We start from the raw sequence: 18,039 nt of genomic DNA, 5'->3' as shown, positions 1-18,039 counted from the left end.
ACGGCTGCGGGTGCCGGTCAGGAGCGGGTGACCGAGACGATCCACGAACGCAGGCGGGTGACATCCGCGAAGGACGCGACACTCGTCCGGTCGGATCCGGAGAGGACCCCAACGAGCACCTCATGACCGGCGCGGTTCTTCACCGTTGCCGGGCCGCCCGAGTCGCCTCCGGCGGGGAGACCGTCTCCTCGCTGTGAGCAGAAGTCGTCCACTCCCACCATGAGCTCGCAGCGCCGGTCCGCATGCGCCACGACCTTGAGGTCCGCTTGCTTCAGCAGGTTGGACTGGCACGAGGACTCGGACTTCGGCGGGGCGCAGGTGGCTCCCCACCCGTAGGCCCGCACCCTGTGACCCACCGTCACATCTCCGCTGCGTCCCAGCTCGATCGGCTGAACTCTGAGACGGGGAACCTTCACCAGTGCCACGTCGGCCCTGGGGGTGAACACGGTGGCGTTCTTGATCCGCTTCACGACGGTGCCACGCCGCTGGTCGAGGCTGCCGACACGGAAGGTGATGCGCCAGTTGTCGTACCGGACGCAGTGGGCAGCAGTGATCACCCACTCAGGTGCGACGACCGTCCCCGTGCACGACGGTTCACCGTCCGCGTACACGCGTACGGCCCAGGGGCCGTGCTTGCTCACCGAGCCGCCCTGGATCGCCCACGCCGATGACGGCGTTGCCAGGGCTAAGACGAGCAGGGTGAGTATCACGCCAAGCCGGCGCTGTCTGACCTGCATGTGGGTCCCTTTTTCGTTGCTTCGATCGGTCTCACGGCCGCCGGGGGGCGACCGCTGGTGGAAATGAAGAGGGGCGCTCGCGCAGCCATGCCGTGAGGCCGTGAAGTCGTGTGCGCCCAACCCCGGAAGGCTAGAAGCGTGTGGTGCGATCGGTTGGCCCCAAGACGCACGGGTACGTGCCTGTCAGCGCACTCGATGTCCTTCGGCGACAGCCCTCGGTCCCGGCAGGGTGGGCGGCCGCCCTCCACGAGGCGGGTCGGCCTTACCGCAAACCGGGCAGACGACGGAGTTCGAAGCAGCGGGGCGAGCGGGCCGTCGTTGAGAGCGCCTGATGGTGTGCGCCGCGGACCTGAGTGCCTGTCTGTCCCTGATCACCGCACGATGTTGTGCCGGGCGGCCTGGGCTGCTGATACTCGGACGTGGATCCGCGAGATCGGGGCCGTGCACCTGCTGCGGCAGGTCCTCGTGCGGACCTACTCCGGCGGACCGATTCCCGTGGACGGCAGGTGATTGAGAAGCGGGACGCCGACGACGGTGTCCCGCCCGGTCGACTCCGTCTGACCTCCCCCTACGGCAGTGACGCACGCCGGGCGGCCAAGGGCGACGATCTGTTCCACACGAGAGGGTCAAGCAGCCCATGGGCCTTGACCCCGGGTTCGGTACAGGGCGCTGATCCTCGGAAGAATGCGCCCTGTGCCCGCCCAGCGGAAGTACCCACCGGAGCGGATCGAGCCAGCGGCGCGGATGGTCGCAGACAAGCAACGCAAGACCGGGACGGCCGGGGATCATCCATGGGGTCGGTGACCTGTTTCGGCATTCATCCCGAAGCCCTGCGGCACTGGGTGAAGAAGCACGATGCCCAGGCTGCTGCCCCCCATGACGAGTCCGCGCGGATCCGGCAGCCGAAAGGGAGAACTCCGAGCTGCGGCGGGCGAACGAGATCCTCAGGGCCGCGGCTGCTTCTTTCGCAGCGGAACTCGACCCCCGACCGCCGCGCTGATCCGTTTCATCGACGCTCACCGTGACCGGCCGGTGGGGCCGCCCTGGACGGTGATCCACTCCTCGTCGACGGCCGGCTTGGCGATCTCGCCGGACTGGACCTCGTCGACGGCCTTGCGCGCGGGGGCCAGGTCGAAGAGGTAGGGCGGGTTGGCCGTGGCCTCGACGAAAGCCTGCGCGGCGGGCTCGAGCACCGGCGTGACGGGCATGACGGCTTCGGACATGCCAGTCTCCTGGGATTGCGCGCGGCACACCGGGCCATCCGGCGCCGCTGCGGCCCACCGTAGGGGCGCTGTACGCCGCGCAGTTGCCCCCGAGCGCACTTCTGGCGTCCCCGCAGCGCACAACGCGGACGGAGTGCGGGGCGGGCACGGCGGTGCACCGCGGAGTCGGTGCACTACGAGACCGGCGCAGCGGTGCACTGCGGGGCAGGTGCGAGTGCGCGCACGAGACACACCGCGGCTGGGACCAGACCTAGCGTGACGGCTCGGCGGTCGCGGTTCGCCTCTGATGCGACAGCGAACACGGACCCCGGCAGCGCAATTCCCATCCCGGAAGGGGTCCCGCAAGCGTGTCCTCAATGCCGGTCGGCGGTCTGGTTCCTCAGGCCGTCGACGATCCCGCAGAACTCGTCGTCCGCAACGCGAAAATCCACACCGGAGACCCGAACCGCCCACATGCGGGGGCGATAGCCGTCCGGGACGGCGTGGTCACGGTCGTCGGCGACGACAAGGACGTCGCCCCGCAGATCGGTTCGGCCACCAAGGTCGTGGACGCGCTCGGGCGGCGGGTGATCCCGGGGCTCAACGACGCCCATCTGCACGTGATTCGCGGCGGGCTCAACTACGTGCTGGAGCTGCGCTGGGATGGCGTGCCCACGCTGCGGCAGGGCCTCGCGATGCTGCGCGAGCAGGCCGCGCGTACCCCGAAGGGCCAGTGGGTGCGGGTGGTGGGCGGCTGGTCGGCCGAGCAGTTCGCCGAGCGGCGATCGCCGACCGTCGCCGAGCTGAACGCGGCCGCTCCGGACACGCCGGTGTTCGTCCTGCACCTGTACCGGTCGGCCGTCCTCAACCGGGCGGCGGTGCGGGCCGCCGGACTCGACAAGGACACCCCCGACCCCAGGGGCGGCCAGATCGTGCGCGGCCGGGACGGGGAACCGACGGGCATGCTGCTGGCCGCGCCCAGCGCCCTCATCCTCTACTCGACGCTGGCCAAGGCACCGGTGCTGGACGAGGAGCACCGGAAGTCCTCGACCCGGCATTTCCTGCGCGAGCTGAACCGGTTCGGGCTGACGTCGGCGATCGACGCGGCCGGCGGCTTCCAGAACTTCCCCGAGAACTACAGCACGGTCATCGAGCTGGCCGAGGCCGGTGAGCTGTCGCTGCGCATCGCCTATCACCTCTTCCCGCAGACCGCAGGCCAGGAGGTGGCCGACCTCACCCGCTGGATCGAGATGGCGGACTACGGCGACGGCGACGAGTGGCTGCGCCTCAACGGTGCAGGCGAGAACCTCACCTGGGCTGCGGCCGACTTCGAGAACTTCAGCCAGCCGCGTCCCGAACACGAGGGCTACGAGCGAGAGTTCGAGAAGGCGGTGCGTCTTCTCATGGAGAACGGCTGGGGATTCCGGCTGCACGCCACGTACGACGAGACGATCCGCCGGGATCTCGCGGTCTTCGAGAAGCTGGCCGCCGAGGGCCTCTTCCCGGCCGGGAACCGGTGGCTGTTCGACCACGCGGAGACCGTGTCGGCGGAGAGCCTCGACCGCGTGTCCGCGCTCGGCGGTGCGATGTCCGTGCAGAACCGGCTGTCCTTCCAGGGCGAGGCCTTCCTGCGCCGCTACGGCCCCGGCGCCGCCGCCGACGCCCCGCCGATCCGGGAGATGCTGGACCGTGGGCTGACCGTGGCCGCCGGCACCGACGCCACCCGGGTGTCCACCTACAACCCGTGGGTCGCCCTGCACTGGCTGATCAGCGGCCGCACCGTCGGCGACCTGGTGCTCCGGTCGCCGTCCAACCGTGTCGACCGGCAGACGGCCCTGCGCATGTTCACCCGGGCCGGCGCCGAGTTGACGGGTGAGCAGGGAGTCAAGGGCATTCTGCGCCCGGGCTTCTTCGCGGACCTCGCAATCCTCTCCGACGACTACTTCACCGTGCCCGAACCGGAGATCGCCCACATCGAGTCGCTGCTGACGGTCACCGGCGGCCGGATCGTCTACGCCGCAGGCGAGTACGAGGGCCTCGACGAAGAGCTGCCGACCATCACCCCTGGCTGGAGCCCGGTGGCGCACTTCGGCGGCTACCAGGCGGCCCCGCGCGGCCTGGCGGGCGTACGCCAGGCGGAGGCGCTGGGCGAGGCCGCCGCCGAGTCCGAACTGCACCGGGCGTGGCGGGTCCGGCGCGGACTGATCCCGGACGGCGCCGCCACGCCGTCCGACCCGTGCTTCCTCTGAGACTCCCGAACTCCCGAACGGACGCCCGAACTCCGGACTCCCGGACTCCGGACTCCCGGACTCCCGAAAGGAGAAGGGCACTTGAACCTCCTCCTGCCGGGTCACCATCCCACCCTTGTGCACTGAGAAAGGTTCTTCGTCATGGTCGACATCGCCCAGGTGACCGCCGCCCCCAGCCCCGATCTCCTCACCCCCGACAACTGTGCCGTGCTGTTCGTGGACCACCAGCCACAGATGTTCTTCGGCACCGGCAGCGGCGACCGCACCGCGATCATCAACTCCACCCTGGGTCTGGCCAAGGCCGCCAAGGCGTTCGACGTGCCGGTCGTGCTCAGCACGGTCGCCGCCGAGTCCTTCTCCGGCCCGATCATGCCGCAGCTCGCGGACGTCTTCCCCGGCCAGAAGATCATCGACCGCACCACGATGAACGCCTGGGAGGACGGGGCGTTCGTCGAGGCCGTCAAGGCGACCGGCCGCGAGAAGCTCGTCATAGCCGGTCTGTGGACCGAGGTGTGCGTGGTCCTGCCGGTGCTCTCCGCCATCGCTCAGGGCTACGAGGTCTACGTCGTCGCCGACGCGTCCGGCGGTGTCACCCCGCAGGCCCACGAGCACGCCGTGCAGCGCATGGTCCAGGGCGGCGCCGTGCCGGTGACCTGGGTCCAGGTGCTCCTGGAGCTCCAGCGCGACTGGGCCCGCACGAAGACGTACGAGGCGGTCACCAACGTGGTCAAGGAGAACGGCGGCACCTACGGCCTCGGCCTGGTCTACGCCCAGACCATGATCGGCGCCCACGCAGCCGGCTGAGCAGGCGTCAGGTAGCGACCCAGGAACAGGCAGGAAGAAATGGATGCTGGACTGCTGGTCCTCCGGCTGCTGGCGGGACTCCTCATCGCCGGCCACGGAGTGCAGAAGGTGAGCTTCCGCCTAGGGGGCAAGGGCTTGTCGGGTGGAACGGAGGAGTTCCGGCACGACGGTTTCCGCGGGGGCCCGCTGACCGCGGTCGTCGCGGGCGGCAGCCAGATCGGCGCCGGCCTGTTCCTGGCCGCCGGGCTGCTCACGCCGCTGGCGGCGATGGCCGCGATGGGCGTGATGACGGTCGCCGGGACGGTCAAGTGGCACAAGGGCCTGTGGGTGCAGAACGACGGATACGAGTATCCACTGGTCCTCGTGGTCATCTCGGTGGCCCTGGCCCTCACCGGGCCCGGCCGGTGGTCCGTCGACCACGCGCTGGGCCTCACCCCGTGGCCGCTGTGGCTCGTCCTCACGGCGATCGTGATCGGCCCCACGAGCGGCCTGCTCACCCGCGCGGTGCTGCACCGCACCCCCACCGCACCGGAAGGAGCGCCCCGTGCGCAGGCTGTTGACTGACGCCCTCCACACGCTGGTACCGCCCAGGGACGACCGGCACGGCCCGCTGCCGCCCCTGCTGCTTTCGCTGACGGTGGTCACCGGGCTGGTGGACGCGGTGAGTTATCTGTCCCTCGGGCATGTCTTCGTCGCCAATATGACCGGCAACGTGGTGTTCCTCGGCTTCGCGCTGGCGGGCGCCCCGAACCTGTCCGCGCTCGCCTCCGTCGTCGCCCTGTCTGCGTTCCTCGTCGGGGCGCTGGCCGGTGGACGGCTGGGCACCCGGTTCGCCGCCCATCGCGGGAATCTGCTGAAGATGGCGACGGCAGTGCAGACCGTGCTGGTCGCCGTCACGGTGGTGGCCGCCGCGGTCGGCGGCGGCCGGGTCGGCACGGGGGTGCAGTACACGCTGATCGTGTTCCTCGGGCTCGCCATGGGCCTGCAGAACGCGGTCGCCCGGCGCCTCGGCGTCCCGGACATGACCACGACCGTGCTCACGCTGACGCTGACGGGCCTGGCCGCGGACTCCGGTCCGGCGGGCGGCGCCGCGCCCCGGCCCGGCCGCCGGATCCTGTCCATCCTGGCCATGCTGCTCGGCGCGTTCGCCGGGACCGAACTCATGCTCCACGGCCATCTGGTGCTCACCCTGGGCCTGGCCCTGCTGCTTCTGCTCGTCACCTCCCTGACGACGCACCGCCTGGCAGGCGGCGACCCCGCCTGGACCCGGTCGGGAGCCGCATGAGCAGCGCCGCCGACTCCCCGTGGGCGCCGCTCGCGGAACGTGTCTTCCGGGCGCTGTGGATCGCGCAGCTGGTCTCCAACATCGGCAGCTGGATGCAGACGGTCGGCGCCCAGTGGCTGCTGGTCGGGGACAGCGCGGCGCTGGTGACCCTCGTACAAACCGCGTCCAGCCTGCCCGTCGTCCTGCTCGCGCTGCCCTCCGGGGTGGTCGCCGACCGGTTCGACCGGCGGGCGGTGCTGGTGACCGCGCAGTTCGCGATGCTCGCGGTCTCCGGGGCGCTGGCGGTGCTCGCGTTCCTGGACGCGCTGTCGCCGACTGCCCTGCTGCTCCTGACCTTCCTGCTGGGCTGCGGCACCGCGCTGATGGGCCCGGCCTGGCAGGCGATCCAGCCGGAGCTGGTGGAGCGGGAGCGGCTCGGCCAGGCGGCGGCGCTGGGCGCGGTGAACATGAACCTGGCCCGTGCCGTCGGACCGGCACTGGGCGGCGCGGTGGTCGCGGCGGCCGGTGTGGGCTGGGTCTTCGCCTTCAACGCGGCGTCCTACCTGGGCATCGCGGCCGTCCTGCTGCTGTGGCGGCGCCCCGCCGCGGCCGCCGTCCCGCCCGCCGGGAACGAGGGGTTGCTGGCCGCCCTGTACGCCGGCCGCCGCTACGTCTGGAACGCGCCCGGTGTCCGCCGGATCCTGTTGCGCACGCTCCTGTTCATCCCCGGGGGCGCCGCCCTGTGGGCCCTGCTACCGCTGACCGCGAGCCGTTCCCTAGGGCTCGGCTCGGGCGGCTACGGACTGCTCCTCGGCGCGGTCGGGACCGGTGCGGTGGGCGGGGCGTTCCTGCTCCCCCGCGCCCGTCGGCTGCTCGGCGCGAACGGCACCCTCGCGGTCGGCGCCCTGGTGTTCGCCGCGGTGCTCGCGGTGCTGGCCACGGTGCATGTGCCGTGGCTGGTGGCGCTCGCCCTGCTGCCCGCGGGCGTGGCCTGGATCGCCGTACTGTCCACGCTCAACGCGGCCGTGCAGACCCGGTTGCCCGGCTGGGTCAGGGCCCGTGGACTCGCCGTGTACCTGCTGGTCTTCCAGGGCGGACAGGCACTGGCGGCGCCCCTGTGGGGTGCGGTGGCCGACTGGCTCGGGCTGAGCGCCTGCCTGCTGCTCGCGGGCGGCGCGATGCTGCTGAGCGCGGCCAGCGTCCAGCGGTGGCCGCTGCGGGACGCCGCGGGCATCAACCCCGCGCCGTCCGACCACTGGCCGGCGCCGCCCCTGGTGTTCGAGCCCGGGGAGGCCGACGGCCCGGTCCTGGTCTCCGTCGTCTACCGGGTCCCGGCGCAGCGGCAGGCCGAGTTCACGGACCGGATGCATCGGGTGGCCCGTTCCCGGCGCCGTACCGGGGCCCTGTCCTGGGGCCTCTACCAGGACGGCCACGACCCCGAGCGCTTCGTCGAGAACTACCTGGTCTCCTCCTGGGCTGAGCACCAGGCCCAGCACCACGTGCGGCTCACGGCGACCGACCGCCGGTTCGAGGAGGAGGCTCGCGCGCTGCTCACCCCGGGCACCGCGCCCGAGGTGACCCATGCATTCGACACCTCGGGCGGACCGGCGGTACGGCCCTGAGCCTCAAGGTCTGACTCTCAAGGGCGGGGAACGTCGGTGTCGGGCTGAAGGCAGGTGCGCGGCAGGATCTCGCGCCACTCGGCGTCCCCGGCGGTCCCGGCGTCCCCGCTGACCGACCCCGACGCCCAGCCCGCCGCGTTCCCCTTCAGATACGCGGTGCCGATCTCGATCGCCCGGATCCACGCCTCCGCCGCAAGCCGGTAGCAGATCCAGTCATGGTCCCGGTCGTGGCGGCGCCGGGTCTCCCGACCGTCGTCCATATTGCGGTACCGGCCCGGCCGGATGGTGTCGGCGGCCGGCGAGTCAAGGAGGCCGGAGGCGTCCTCGACCCGGCCGCCGTTCTCCAGAGCGACGACGTCGAAGGTGCCCAGCGCCTGGTGCCATTCGGGGTCGGGCACCACATCGCCGTACACCCGCAGAGGGGCGATGCCGCCGTCGGGGCGCTGGTTGAGACGCAGATACGTGACGCGCTGCTCCGCCGCCACGACGAAGCCGTTGGCCGCGTGGCCGCCGACCGGCGTGCGCGGGACGAGTGTCGTCCAATTCACGTCGCGTAGCAGCCAGCGGCCCGTCGCGCGCGGGCAGGCCCGGTTCGAGCAGTCGGCGCAGCGCCCCGGCATGGCGGCGGATCACATTGTCCGCGCTGCGCGGCGGGTTCGGCCGCACAAGGCGTCAACGATCTCGCTCACGGGGACCGGATGGCCCGCCCTCGGCAACAGCAGGGCCAGGAAGGCCCTTTCCTGAGGGCCTCCCAGATCCAGCTCGTGGTTCTCCTCGCCAGGCCTGCATCGTTCCCAGAACCTCGAACCGCACCCTCGGTTCCTGCAGCACACCACGCCCCGCCCCGCTGGAGTTCCTTCCCCCTCCCGACCGTACGCCCCCCGGATAGTTACTCAGAGTTACGGGTGTCCGGACCGTACCCCTCGCGCGCCGAGGCGTGCCCCTCAAGGGCGGGGAACGTTGCGCAGGTTGGCCCTGGCCAGATGAACCATGCGTCCGACGCCGCCGCTCAGCACCGTCCGGCTCGCGGAGAGCGCGAAGCCGCTGATCTGCTCGGCGGTGATCTTCGGCGGGACGGCCAGGGCGGCGGGGTCGGTGACGACGTCGACCAGCGCGGGTCCGTCATGGGCGAAGGCCTCGCGCAGCGCGCCGCGCACGTCGGCGGGCTTCTCGACCCGGATGCCCCGTGCTCCGGCCGCGGTGGCGATGGCCGCGTAGTCGGTGTGCGGGTAGGAGGTGGCGTGCGGGGGCAGGCCGTCGACCATCATCTCCAGGTCGACCATGCCGAGCGAGGAGTTGTTGAAGACGACGACCTTCACCGGCAGGCCGTACTGGACGAGGGTGAGGAAGTCGCCCATGAGCATGGAGAATCCGCCGTCGCCGGAGAGCGAGACGACCTGCCGGCCGCGGTCCAGGAACTGGGCGCCGATCGCCTGCGGCAGCGCGTTGGCCATCGAGCCGTGCACGAACGAGCCGAGGATGCGCCGGCGGCCGTTCGGCGTCAGATAACGCGCCGCCCACACACAGCACATGCCGGTGTCCACGGTGAACACGGCGTCGTCTGCGGCCTCTTCGTCCAGTACCGCGGCCACGTACTCGGGGTGGATCGGGGTCTGCTTCTCGACGTTGCGCGTGTAGGCGTTCACGGCGCCCTCGAGTGCGTGCGCGTGCCGCTCCAGCATGCGGTCGAGGAACCGGCGCGACTGCTTCTCCCGCACGGCGGGCGTCAGGCATCGCAGGGTCTCGCCCACGTCACCCCACACGGCGAGGTCGAGCTGGGTGCGGCGGCCGAGCCGCTCGGGCTGGACGTCGACCTGGACCGTGCGCACATGGCGGGGCAGGAACTCGGTGTACGGGAAGTCCGTGCCGAGGAGCAGCAGCAGGTCGGACTCGTGCATGGCCTCGTACGCGGCGCCGTAGCCGAGCAGTCCGCTCATGCCGACGTCGTACGGGTTGTCGTACTGGATGTGCTCCTTGCCGCGCAGCGCGTGCCCGACCGGCGCCTTGACCTTCTCGGCGAAGGCCATCACCTCGGCGTGGGCGCCGGCGACGCCCCGGCCGCAGAACACCATCACGCGCTCGGCGGCGTCCACGAGTTCGGTGAGGCGGGCGAGTTCCCGGTCGCCCGGGCGGATGGCGGGCAGGTCCAGCGGCAGGGTGAGTTCGGGGGCCGCGTCCGGGGTGTCCTCGGCGGCGGTGTCACCGGAGAGGGCGACGACCGAGACACCGCGGCGGCCGACGGCGTGCTGGATCGCCGTCTGCACCACGCGCGGCATCTGGTGCGGCGAGGAGATCAGCTCCGAGTAGTGGCTGCACTCGGCGAACAGGCGGTCGGGGTGGGTCTCCTGGAAGTAGCCGGTGCCGATCTGCCCGCTGGGTATCTGAGCGGCCAGCGCCAGCACCGGCGCCATTGAGCGGTGGGCGTCGTACAGGCCGTTGATCAAGTGCAGGTTTCCCGGGCCGCAGGAGCCGGCGCAGGCGGCGAGGCGGCCGGTGAGCTGGGCCTCCGCGCCGGCCGCGAACGCCGCGACCTCCTCGTGGCGGACCTGGACCCAGTCCACCGCGTCATGCCGTCTGACCGCGTCGACGACCGGGTTCAGGCTGTCCCCGACCACTCCGTAAATACGGCGCACGCCGGCGCGCGCCATCAGGTCGACGTACTGTTCCGCGATGGTCTGCCTGGCCATGCCACTCCTTCGCCTCCGGCGGCACGGCGGGGGCCGCCGTGCCGCCGGTCACGGTAACGGCCCGGGGCGAACCGGACTTGACCATCAGCGCACCGGATCGCTTCCGGCAGCGCATTCCGGGCTCAGTCCAGTTCGGTGCGGAGCCACTGCAGGACGTCGGGGGTCACCGGGTCGGCCAGGTCGGCGAACCCCTCGTGTCTCTGCAGGAACTTGGCCACGTACCGGCACACGGGTACGACGCGCTTGCCTGCGGCGCGGGCGTGGGTGAGCGCCTCCCGGACCAGCTGGCCGGCCAGGCCCTGGCCGGCGAAGGCCTCGTCGACCTCGGTGTGGTAGAAGACCCGCTGGTCACCGCGGTCGCGGTAGGCGGTCAGGCCGGCGCGTTCGCCGCCGACCAGGATCTCGTAGCGGCTGCGGGCCTCGTTGTGCACGACGACAGGGGTGGTGGTGAGCCGGTTCATCGGATTCCTTTTCATGGGAGGGGTGGGGTAGGCGATGGCCATCTCCTGCCGAGATGACTGACATCCCGAACCATCGCCGTGGAGAGGGAAGCATGGCGGGCGGCGAAGCGCTGATGCGTGACGAGAGCAACGCCTCCTGTGAGGAAGGTCCCCGTGTCCGTGTCCGTGTCCCCGTCGTCGTCGTCCGAAGTCCGCGCCCCGCGCCGGAAGGCAGCCGCCGAGGCTGCCCCCGGGGTGCCGGGCTGGCTGATCGCGCTGTTCGCCGTCGCCTCAGGCATGACGGTCGCGAACCTGTACTACGCCCAGCCCCTGCTGTCCGAGCTGCGCGGTGTCTTCCACATCAGCGAGGCCACCGCAGGTCTGCTGATCACGCTCACCCAGGTCGGCTACGTGATCGGCATGGTCTTCCTGGTCCCGCTCGGCGACCGGCTGGAGAAACGGAGCCTGATCACCGCCCTGCTGACCATCACCACGCTCGCCCTGGTCGCGGCCGGCCTGGCCACCGGATTCCCGATGCTGCTGATCGCCTCGCTGATCAGCGGGGCCACCTCCGTGGTCGCACAGATCCTCGTCCCCTTCGCCGCGAGCCTGGCCCCCGACCACGCCCGCGGCCGGGTGGTGGGCCGGGTCATGAGCGGTCTGCTCACCGGCATCCTGCTGTCCCGCACACTCAGCAGCCTGGTCTCCAGCCTCGCCGGCTGGCGGATCGTCTACCTCGGCTCAGCCGTCCTGATGGCCCTGCTGGGCCTGGCCCTGCGACTGGCCCTCCCCAAGCACCCACCGACCACCTCCGTGCCGTACCACCACGTGCTGCGCTCCACCGCGGCGCTGGTGCGCACGCACCCCGCGCTGGTGCGCCGCGGCCTCTACCAGGCGGCGATGTTCGGTGCCTTCAGCGCCTTCTGGACCACCGTCTCATACGTCCTGACCGGCCCCCGCTTCCACTACTCCGCCATCGGCGTCGGGGTGTTCGCACTGGTCGGCGCCGCCGGTGCGGCCGTGGCACCGCTGGCCGGGCACTGGGCCGACCGCGGGCTGACCCGGCGGATGACCGGTGCCGCGTTCGCCGTCGCCGCACTGGCCTTCGCCATCGCCGGCTTCGGTCAGCACAGCGTCGTCCTGATCGGACTCGCGGCCGTCGCCCTCGACATGGCCGTCCAGACCAGCCTGATCCTCGGCCAGCACACCGTCTACCAACTCGATCCCCTCGCCCGGGCCCGCCTCAACAGCGCCTTCATCGCGATCTTCTTCATCGGCGGCGCCCTCGGCTCCCAGCTCGCCTCGATCGCCTACCGGTCCGGCGGCTGGAGCGCCGTCAGCCTGTTCGGGGCCGCCCTGCCGGTGCTGGGCCTGCTGTACTGGCTCACCGAACACAGGAACAACACGAAGCGCTCAGCGTAGAGCCGCCAGGGCCGCCTCCATCGCGCGGTGAAAGGTCGGGTACGTGTAGATCATGTGCCGCAGCCGCTCGACCGGGACCTCGGCGTGGACGGCGACGTTCAGCCCGTAGAGCAGCTCGCCGCCCGCCGGTCCCGCCGAGGTCGCCCCGACCAGGACACCCCGGTCGGCGTCCTCGACCAGCTTGAGGAAACCCTCGCCTCCCGGCCCGTGGATCCAGCCACGGGTCGAGGAGGCGTTCGGCAGTACGGCGGTCCGCACCCGCAGCCCCCGGTCGCGGGCCTGCCGCTCGGTCAGCCCCACGGCCGCGATCTCGGGGTCTGTGAAGGTGACCCGGGGCAGCGCCCGGTAGTCGGCTTCGGGGCCGGGGTGGCCGAGGATGTCGCGGACGGCGATCTGCGCCTGGTACATGGACACATGGGTGAAGGCCCCTCGGCCGGTGACGTCGCCGACCGCCCACAGCCCGTCCGCCGCCCGCATCTGCCCGTCGGTGGGGACGGCCCGCGCGGTCGGGTCGAGCCCGGCCGCCTCGACGCCCAGCTCGGCGAGGTCACTGTACCGTCCGGTGGCCACGAGCAACCGCTCGGCACGGAGGGGCTCGGCCTCGCCCTCGAGCCACACGGTGAACTCGGCACCGTCGTGGGCGACTTGGCTGACCCGAGCCCCGGTCAGGACGGTCACTCCGTCGGCGCGCAGGGCCTCGGTGGCGAGTTGACCCGCCTCCGGTTCCTCCTGGGCCAGCAGTCGCGCCTGCCCCTCGACCACGGTGACCCGGCAGGTGAACCGGGCGAAGACCTGGGCGACTTCGACCCCGATGGCACCGCCGCCGAGCACCAGCATCGACGCCGGGAGCTCCTTCGCGGACATGGCGTCGCGGTTGGTCCAGTAGGGCGCGGCTGCGAGACCGGGCACCGGGGGTATGCGGGGGCGGCTGCCGGTCGCCAGGACGACACCCCGGCGGGCCTCCAACACCCGTCCGTCGACCGTCACCTGGCGCGGGCCGGTGAGACGGCCCCGGCCGCGGACCAGGCGGCCGCCCTTGGCGGCCAGCCGGTCGGCCGCGGCGGTGTCGTTCCAGTCGTCGGTGGCCTCGTCCCGGATACGCCCGGCGACCCGGCCCCAGTCCGGGGCCACCTCGGCCTGCCCGGCCAGGGCGGGTACACGCCGGGCCTCGGCGAGGGTATTCCCGGCCCGGATCATCATCTTGCTGGGCACACACCCCCAGTACGGGCACTCGCCCCCGACCAGCTCCGCCTCGACGCCGACCACGTCGAGCCCCGCCTCGGCGAGGGTGCCCGCCAGGTACTCCCCACCCGGCCCCAGGCCGACGACGACCACGTCCACCTGCTCGTTCATGTCCGCCTCACTCCGTACGGCTACCGGCCACCGACGGTAGAGCGGTACGGCGGACGGCCCGTGTCCGTGCGTGCACGGCGGTCGGTCCCAGAGTGAACCGGGTGCGCTCGGGATGCCGGACCGGGCACTCCCGGGCAACGCCTCCCCCGCCGCCGCGCTTAGCCGGGCTTGGTCAGGTCAGTATCGGTTCCGGCATGTCGCGGTGACAGGTGGGACAGGCGCCGGTCCAGACCGCGAGAAGTAACTGCAGTTCGCGGGCGACTCGGTAGAGGCTCAGGCTCACGCCGTGACTCTGTTGGAGATGTTGTCCGGGGCGCTGACGGTGGGTCCGTCGGACGGTTCGCTGGAGGAGTGCGGCATGGCCTCGGGTTTTGGGGTGCGGGGGCAGTGTCGTTACGGCCGAGGAGTTTCCAGCGGATTCCGGTGAGGACGGTGCGGACAGCGCGGGCGGCGTGCCCGAAGGGCACCCCGGCGATGTTCATCCGGGACCGGCTCGATGTCCTGTTCGAGGACGACGGGTTCAGTTGTTCGTAGGTCCGCTCCCGCGAGAGACGTTTGTCCGCGCCGGGTCATGAACCTGCCGATCGGACTGTACCCGGCATCAGTCGGCCGACGGCGGGGGCAGGGTGCCGACGAGGCTGAGGAGCCCCCGCAGTGCCGGCGCGGCGCTTGCCGACCGGTGGGCCAGGGCGAGGTCCACGGTGGGCATGGGCGCGGCCACGCGCTTGAGTCGCACCCCTGGTATGCGCAGCGCACGGGCACGCCCCTCGGGCACCGGGGCGATGCCGGTGCCCGAGGCGACGCTGAGGAGGAGTTGCTCGTCGTCGGGTTCTTCCCGCACGATGCGCGGCCCCCCGTCGGGCCACAGCTGTCGGGTGATCAGGTCGTGCATTCCGGGGGCGTTCTCGCGCGGCCAGAGGATCACCGGTTCGGCGGCGATGTGCCCGCGGGTGACCCTTCGTTCGCGGGCGAGGGGATGCTCTGCGGGGACGGCCACGAGGAGTTCCTCGCGGGCGATGTGCCGGCACTCCAGGCCCTTGCCGTCCAGCGGTGGCCGTACGAAGGCGGCATCCAGCCTGCCGGCCAGCAGTTCGGTGATGTTGTGCGCGGTCCACCCCGTCCGCACGACGAGATCCACGTCCGGATGGAGGGTGCGGAACGCGGCGAGGAGGGCGTCGACGGGGCCGCCGCGGGCGGAGCGGGTCAGGGCCAGGCGCAACTGCCCCTGCCGTCCGCCGACGGCCGCACGGATTCGTTCCTGCGCCGCGGCCGCGTGGGCGAGCAGTTCGTCGGCCTCGCGGGCCACGACCTCGCCGACCGCGGTCAACCTGCAGCCCCGGCTGCCCCGTTCGAGCAACGCGGCGCCGATGTCCCGTTCCAGCGCCCTGATCTGCTGGCTCAGGGCGGGCTGGGCGATGTGCAGCCGGTGCGCGGCCCGCGTGAAGTTCAACTCCTCGGCCAGCACGAGGAAGTAGCGCAGCCGCCGCAAGTCCATCCGCCAACTATAAGCGCGGCTTATTGCATTGAACGTGACTGGTCTTGGACAGGCCGTCAGCTCCCCGCCGACAGTGGCACCACACGGTTCGGCGATCGAGGGGGAGACATGGGCGACAGGTTCGACGCGGTCGTCGTCGGCGCCGGGGTCATCGGGCTCACCACCGCACTGCGCCTGCAGCAGGCCGGTTCCCGCGTCGCCGTCGTCACGGCCGAGCGGCCCGCCGAGACGACGTCCTCCGTCGCCGCGGCCGTGTGGTACCCGACCCGCACCCGGTTCGAACCGCGCGTGCTGGAGTGGGCCACCCACACCCACGACGAGTTCGCCCGCCAGGCGGCGGACGGGGTGCCCGGCGTGGTGATGCGCCCCACCCGGATGCTGCTGCGCCGCCCGATCCACGACATCCCTTGGTGGGCCTCCGCCCTTCCCGACCTCCGCACCCTGCGCAGCGACGAGGTACGGGCGCCGTTCACCGGCGGCTGGGCGTTCACCGTCCCGGCCGTGGAGATGTCCCACTACCTGCCCTGGCTCCAGCAGACCTTCTCCGCGGCGGGCGGCGCGCTGATCCACCGCCGTATCGACGCCCTGGAACAGGCAGGCGTATGGGCGCCCGTGGTGGTGAACGCATCCGGCCTGGCCACCCGAGCCCTCTGCGACGACACCGAAGTACGGCCGGCGCGAGGACAGTTGGTCCTCGTCGCCAACCCCGGGCTGCACACATCCGTGCGCGACGAGGACAACGCCGACGGCTACACCTACGTCCACCCCCGCAGCACGGACGTCGTCCTCGGCGGCACCTTCGAGCTCGGCGAGTGGGACACCACCCCGTCACCAGCCACCGCCGCCGCGATCCTGCGCCGCTGCACCGAACTGCTGCCGGAACTGGCAGGCGCCCCGGTCCTGGGCCACCAGGTGGGCCTACGCCCCTTTCGCGACAGCGGAGTTCGCCTGGAGGCCGACCCGCGCCCGCCCGGCCGGATACGCCGGCTGGTGCACAACTACGGCCACGGGGGCGCCGGCGTCACCCTCGCCTGGGGCTGCGCGGACGCCGCAACCGCCCTTGTCGTCGGGGCCGTTCGGCCGGGATGAGCCCCTGCCGCTCGCGACTCCCCTCCGTACGGCCCCACACGTACCCCCGCACCGCCGTCATCACTACTGCCTCCTCAAAGGACTGGGTGTGCGCCGATGGATTCCGTCGACCCCGCAGAGATCGACACTCCCGCCGCTACGGCCGGTGGGAAGCAGCCGAAACCCGGCGGGCCGCAACGGTCTGCGCGATCAGCTCCCGCAGCATCGAAGACGTGGAAGCCTTCGCCAACGCCGTCAACGCCGCCATCCCGCAACGGGACGAGGCCGAAAGACGCATCGACGGCGCGGCCCTGGTGAAGGCGCAGGAACGCCCCTCCATGCCCAGAACACCCCGCAGACCATTCCTGTCCACGGACGAGTGGTGGGCCTGCTCCGCGCTCACCTCTCTCTTCGCCCTCGGCCTGCTGCTCCCCGCGCAGGCGGGAGACGGGCACCTCGCCACGTTGTGGGCCGCCACCTTCGCGGGAGTTGTGTTCGGCTGTGCGGTAGCCCGCAGCACGTGGCGCGCCACGGTGACCTGGTGGCTGCTGCACCGGTACGGCGTGACAACCATCGCCACATACGCGGACTACGTGCCCGGGGATGACGACAACACCCCCGGGATCGTGGTGTACGAGTTCACCGACACCGCCGGCACCACTCACGAAGTCCGTCGCAGCGGCGCACGCTCGGCGCCCGACAACATAGCGATCTCCTACGACCCAGCCAGACCCGACTTCGCCATGGGACCGGGACAACCGTGGGTCAGGACCCTGATCCTGCTGATCCGCCTGTTCGTCGGCGTGCCGATCACGCTCGCCATGGCCGCCTGCCTGCTGTGGTACTTCACCACCGCGATGCACGCGTAGAGCAGGGACAAGCCCCTCCGTCCGACCGCCGAACGATCGGCCCGCGTGGCATTGAGCAAGGGTTTCCATCTCCGAGGCGTGGTTCCAGTGAGCCTGCGTCATCTTGAAGTTGCAGGTCACGGGACTGGCGTGGGTTGAGGCTGGGATGCTTGCGCTGGTCGTGGGCGTGATCGGTAGCGGGTGATCGTCTGGCGGCGGTGGGCCTCGGCGTTCGCCAGTACGAGGAGAGCCCGCAGCAGCGTGGTCGCGTGCCGCGCGTTCATGCGGACTTCGGTGAGCAATCGCCAGTTCTCCGGGCCGGCGAAGCCGTGCTCGTTCGCCGCTCGCGCGCGGCTGTCCAGCCGGTTCGCTTCCTTCTGGGCGGCGGTGAGCGGATGGCCGCGGGTCGCCCGTCGGCCGGTGATGAACCGGTCGAATCCGTACACGACTTCCTTGGACGCAACCATGTATCAGCTGTTCACAGCAGGTCTCGTCATAGCCGCCGTGAGCCTCTCGTTGCTGGTCGTCGGCGTGCTGGCGGTGACTGTCAGATTGTGGGACGCCTGGTGGGCCAGAGCGGCCCATGTCCTGGTCTTCCTGGCGGCCGCGGCGGCCGTGGCGTTCGGGATCCACTGGGTGATCCATGCCCTGCCGCCGGGCGGATGCGTGCACGATCCATGCGTCACCGTCCCCGGCGACTAGTCGGCACGGGCCTCGATCAGGGTGCGGACCTCCTGTCGACAGAACTCCTCGCCACATCACAGGTCACCTCAACCCACCACCTTCCCCAGCTCCCGTCCCGTCTGCCGTCGGCCCACACACCGTGGAGCGGGCGTGGTCCATGGCGT

At 71.4% G+C, this 18,039-nt stretch carries 15 protein-coding genes and 2 pseudogenes; 9 read left to right on the top strand and 8 right to left on the bottom strand.

All coding sequences use genetic code 11. The features are described 5' to 3' along the window. Window positions 1-17: 17 nt before the first annotated feature. Both ACFY0P_RS47530 and ACFY0P_RS47525 read right to left on the bottom strand, forming a co-directional pair. Window positions 18-737, bottom strand: a complete 720-nt coding sequence (locus ACFY0P_RS47530; RefSeq protein ID WP_388928739.1) for a S1 family peptidase — start codon at window positions 735-737, stop codon at window positions 18-20. A 1,019-nt stretch (window positions 738-1,756) separates the two neighbouring features. After that, window positions 1,757-1,960: pseudogene (locus tag ACFY0P_RS47525) on the bottom strand (esterase); the annotation flags it as partial. A 356-nt stretch (window positions 1,961-2,316) separates the two neighbouring features. Between ACFY0P_RS47525 and ACFY0P_RS47520 the strand changes: the two are divergent. The 5 genes from ACFY0P_RS47520 (at window position 2,317) to ACFY0P_RS47500 (ending at window position 7,878) form a co-directional block, all read left to right on the top strand. Next, complete coding sequence (locus ACFY0P_RS47520; protein ID WP_388928758.1) at window positions 2,317-4,188, top strand: amidohydrolase; 1,872 nt, start codon at window positions 2,317-2,319, stop codon at window positions 4,186-4,188. Between the two features lie 141 nt (window positions 4,189-4,329). Next, the gene (locus ACFY0P_RS47515) at window positions 4,330-4,992 is read left to right on the top strand and encodes a hydrolase (RefSeq protein ID WP_388928738.1); all 663 of its coding nucleotides are present in this window, start codon (window positions 4,330-4,332) and stop codon (window positions 4,990-4,992) included. 39 nt (window positions 4,993-5,031) lie between these two features. Then, window positions 5,032-5,556: a DoxX family protein gene (locus ACFY0P_RS47510; RefSeq protein WP_388928737.1), complete on the top strand. Its 525-nt coding sequence runs from the start codon at window positions 5,032-5,034 to the stop codon at window positions 5,554-5,556. Then, complete coding sequence (locus tag ACFY0P_RS47505) at window positions 5,537-6,277, top strand: YoaK family protein (RefSeq protein ID WP_388928736.1); 741 nt, start codon at window positions 5,537-5,539, stop codon at window positions 6,275-6,277. The genes ACFY0P_RS47510 and ACFY0P_RS47505 overlap by 20 nt, the downstream gene beginning before the upstream one ends. Next, the gene (locus ACFY0P_RS47500; RefSeq protein WP_388928735.1) at window positions 6,274-7,878 is read left to right on the top strand and encodes an MFS transporter; all 1,605 of its coding nucleotides are present in this window, start codon (window positions 6,274-6,276) and stop codon (window positions 7,876-7,878) included. The genes ACFY0P_RS47505 and ACFY0P_RS47500 overlap by 4 nt, the downstream gene beginning before the upstream one ends. A 32-nt stretch (window positions 7,879-7,910) precedes the next feature. Here the strand turns inward: ACFY0P_RS47500 and ACFY0P_RS47495 are convergent. The 3 genes and pseudogenes from ACFY0P_RS47495 to ACFY0P_RS47485 form a co-directional block, all read right to left on the bottom strand. Beyond that, window positions 7,911-8,438: pseudogene (locus ACFY0P_RS47495) on the bottom strand (allantoicase); the annotation flags it as partial. A gap of 384 nt (window positions 8,439-8,822) precedes the next feature. Continuing rightward, window positions 8,823-10,565 (bottom strand): pyruvate dehydrogenase, encoded by a 1,743-nt coding sequence (locus tag ACFY0P_RS47490; RefSeq protein WP_388928734.1) that lies wholly within the window; start codon window positions 10,563-10,565, stop codon window positions 8,823-8,825. Between the two features lie 122 nt (window positions 10,566-10,687). After that, entirely contained in the window at window positions 10,688-11,026 is a 339-nt protein-coding gene (locus ACFY0P_RS47485) for a GNAT family N-acetyltransferase (RefSeq protein WP_388928733.1), read from the bottom strand. Window positions 11,027-11,260: 234 nt separating this feature from the next. Between ACFY0P_RS47485 and ACFY0P_RS47480 the strand changes: the two genes are divergently transcribed. Then, window positions 11,261-12,427, top strand: coding sequence for an MFS transporter (locus tag ACFY0P_RS47480; protein WP_388928757.1), 1,167 nt, complete (start codon window positions 11,261-11,263; stop codon window positions 12,425-12,427). Here ACFY0P_RS47480 and ACFY0P_RS47475 read toward each other — a convergent pair. Together ACFY0P_RS47475 and ACFY0P_RS47470 are read right to left on the bottom strand one after the other, a co-directional pair. Beyond that, the gene (locus ACFY0P_RS47475) at window positions 12,419-13,780 is read right to left on the bottom strand and encodes a dihydrolipoyl dehydrogenase family protein (RefSeq protein ID WP_388928732.1); all 1,362 of its coding nucleotides are present in this window, start codon (window positions 13,778-13,780) and stop codon (window positions 12,419-12,421) included. The two genes, ACFY0P_RS47480 and ACFY0P_RS47475, sit on opposite strands and share 9 nt — an antisense overlap. Before the next feature lie 601 nt (window positions 13,781-14,381). Then, window positions 14,382-15,275, bottom strand: coding sequence for a LysR family transcriptional regulator (locus tag ACFY0P_RS47470; RefSeq protein ID WP_388928731.1), 894 nt, complete (start codon window positions 15,273-15,275; stop codon window positions 14,382-14,384). A 108-nt stretch (window positions 15,276-15,383) separates the two neighbouring features. Between ACFY0P_RS47470 and ACFY0P_RS47465 the strand changes: the two genes are divergently transcribed. Together ACFY0P_RS47465 and ACFY0P_RS47460 are read left to right on the top strand one after the other, a co-directional pair. Continuing rightward, the gene (locus tag ACFY0P_RS47465; RefSeq protein ID WP_388928730.1) at window positions 15,384-16,364 is read left to right on the top strand and encodes an FAD-dependent oxidoreductase; all 981 of its coding nucleotides are present in this window, start codon (window positions 15,384-15,386) and stop codon (window positions 16,362-16,364) included. Between the two features lie 212 nt (window positions 16,365-16,576). Beyond that, a complete protein-coding gene (locus ACFY0P_RS47460) occupies window positions 16,577-17,212 on the top strand; it encodes a hypothetical protein (protein WP_388928729.1) in 636 nt (211 codons plus the stop codon). A 116-nt stretch (window positions 17,213-17,328) separates the two neighbouring features. Here the strand turns inward: ACFY0P_RS47460 and ACFY0P_RS47455 are convergent, their stop codons facing one another. Further along, window positions 17,329-17,637, bottom strand: coding sequence for a hypothetical protein (locus ACFY0P_RS47455; protein WP_388928728.1), 309 nt, complete (start codon window positions 17,635-17,637; stop codon window positions 17,329-17,331). 7 nt (window positions 17,638-17,644) lie between these two features. Between ACFY0P_RS47455 and ACFY0P_RS47450 the strand changes: the two genes are divergently transcribed. Next, window positions 17,645-17,893 (top strand): hypothetical protein, encoded by a 249-nt coding sequence (locus ACFY0P_RS47450; protein WP_388928727.1) that lies wholly within the window; start codon window positions 17,645-17,647, stop codon window positions 17,891-17,893. The last annotated feature ends 146 nt before the right edge of the window (window positions 17,894-18,039 follow it).

Origin of the sequence: Streptomyces sp. NPDC001714 (assembly GCF_042892755.1) — a bacterium.
Classification (GTDB): domain Bacteria; phylum Actinomycetota; class Actinomycetes; order Streptomycetales; family Streptomycetaceae; genus Streptomyces.
Note: the sequence above shows the minus strand (reverse complement) of the source record. Positions and strands in the feature narration are given on the sequence as shown.

Coding starts and splice junctions, on each gene's coding strand:
- ACFY0P_RS47485 (WP_388928733.1), bottom strand. CDS start 11,026: ATGAACCGGCTCACCACCACCCCTGTCGTCGTGCACAACGAGGCCCGC.
- ACFY0P_RS47475 (WP_388928732.1), bottom strand. CDS start 13,780: ATGAACGAGCAGGTGGACGTGGTCGTCGTCGGCCTGGGGCCGGGTGGG.
- ACFY0P_RS47520 (WP_388928758.1), top strand. CDS start 2,317: ATGCCGGTCGGCGGTCTGGTTCCTCAGGCCGTCGACGATCCCGCAGAA.
- ACFY0P_RS47500 (WP_388928735.1), top strand. CDS start 6,274: ATGAGCAGCGCCGCCGACTCCCCGTGGGCGCCGCTCGCGGAACGTGTC.
- ACFY0P_RS47490 (WP_388928734.1), bottom strand. CDS start 10,565: ATGGCCAGGCAGACCATCGCGGAACAGTACGTCGACCTGATGGCGCGC.
- ACFY0P_RS47465 (WP_388928730.1), top strand. CDS start 15,384: ATGGGCGACAGGTTCGACGCGGTCGTCGTCGGCGCCGGGGTCATCGGG.
- ACFY0P_RS47515 (WP_388928738.1), top strand. CDS start 4,330: ATGGTCGACATCGCCCAGGTGACCGCCGCCCCCAGCCCCGATCTCCTC.
- ACFY0P_RS47510 (WP_388928737.1), top strand. CDS start 5,032: ATGGATGCTGGACTGCTGGTCCTCCGGCTGCTGGCGGGACTCCTCATC.
- ACFY0P_RS47530 (WP_388928739.1), bottom strand. CDS start 737: ATGCAGGTCAGACAGCGCCGGCTTGGCGTGATACTCACCCTGCTCGTC.
- ACFY0P_RS47470 (WP_388928731.1), bottom strand. CDS start 15,275: ATGGACTTGCGGCGGCTGCGCTACTTCCTCGTGCTGGCCGAGGAGTTG.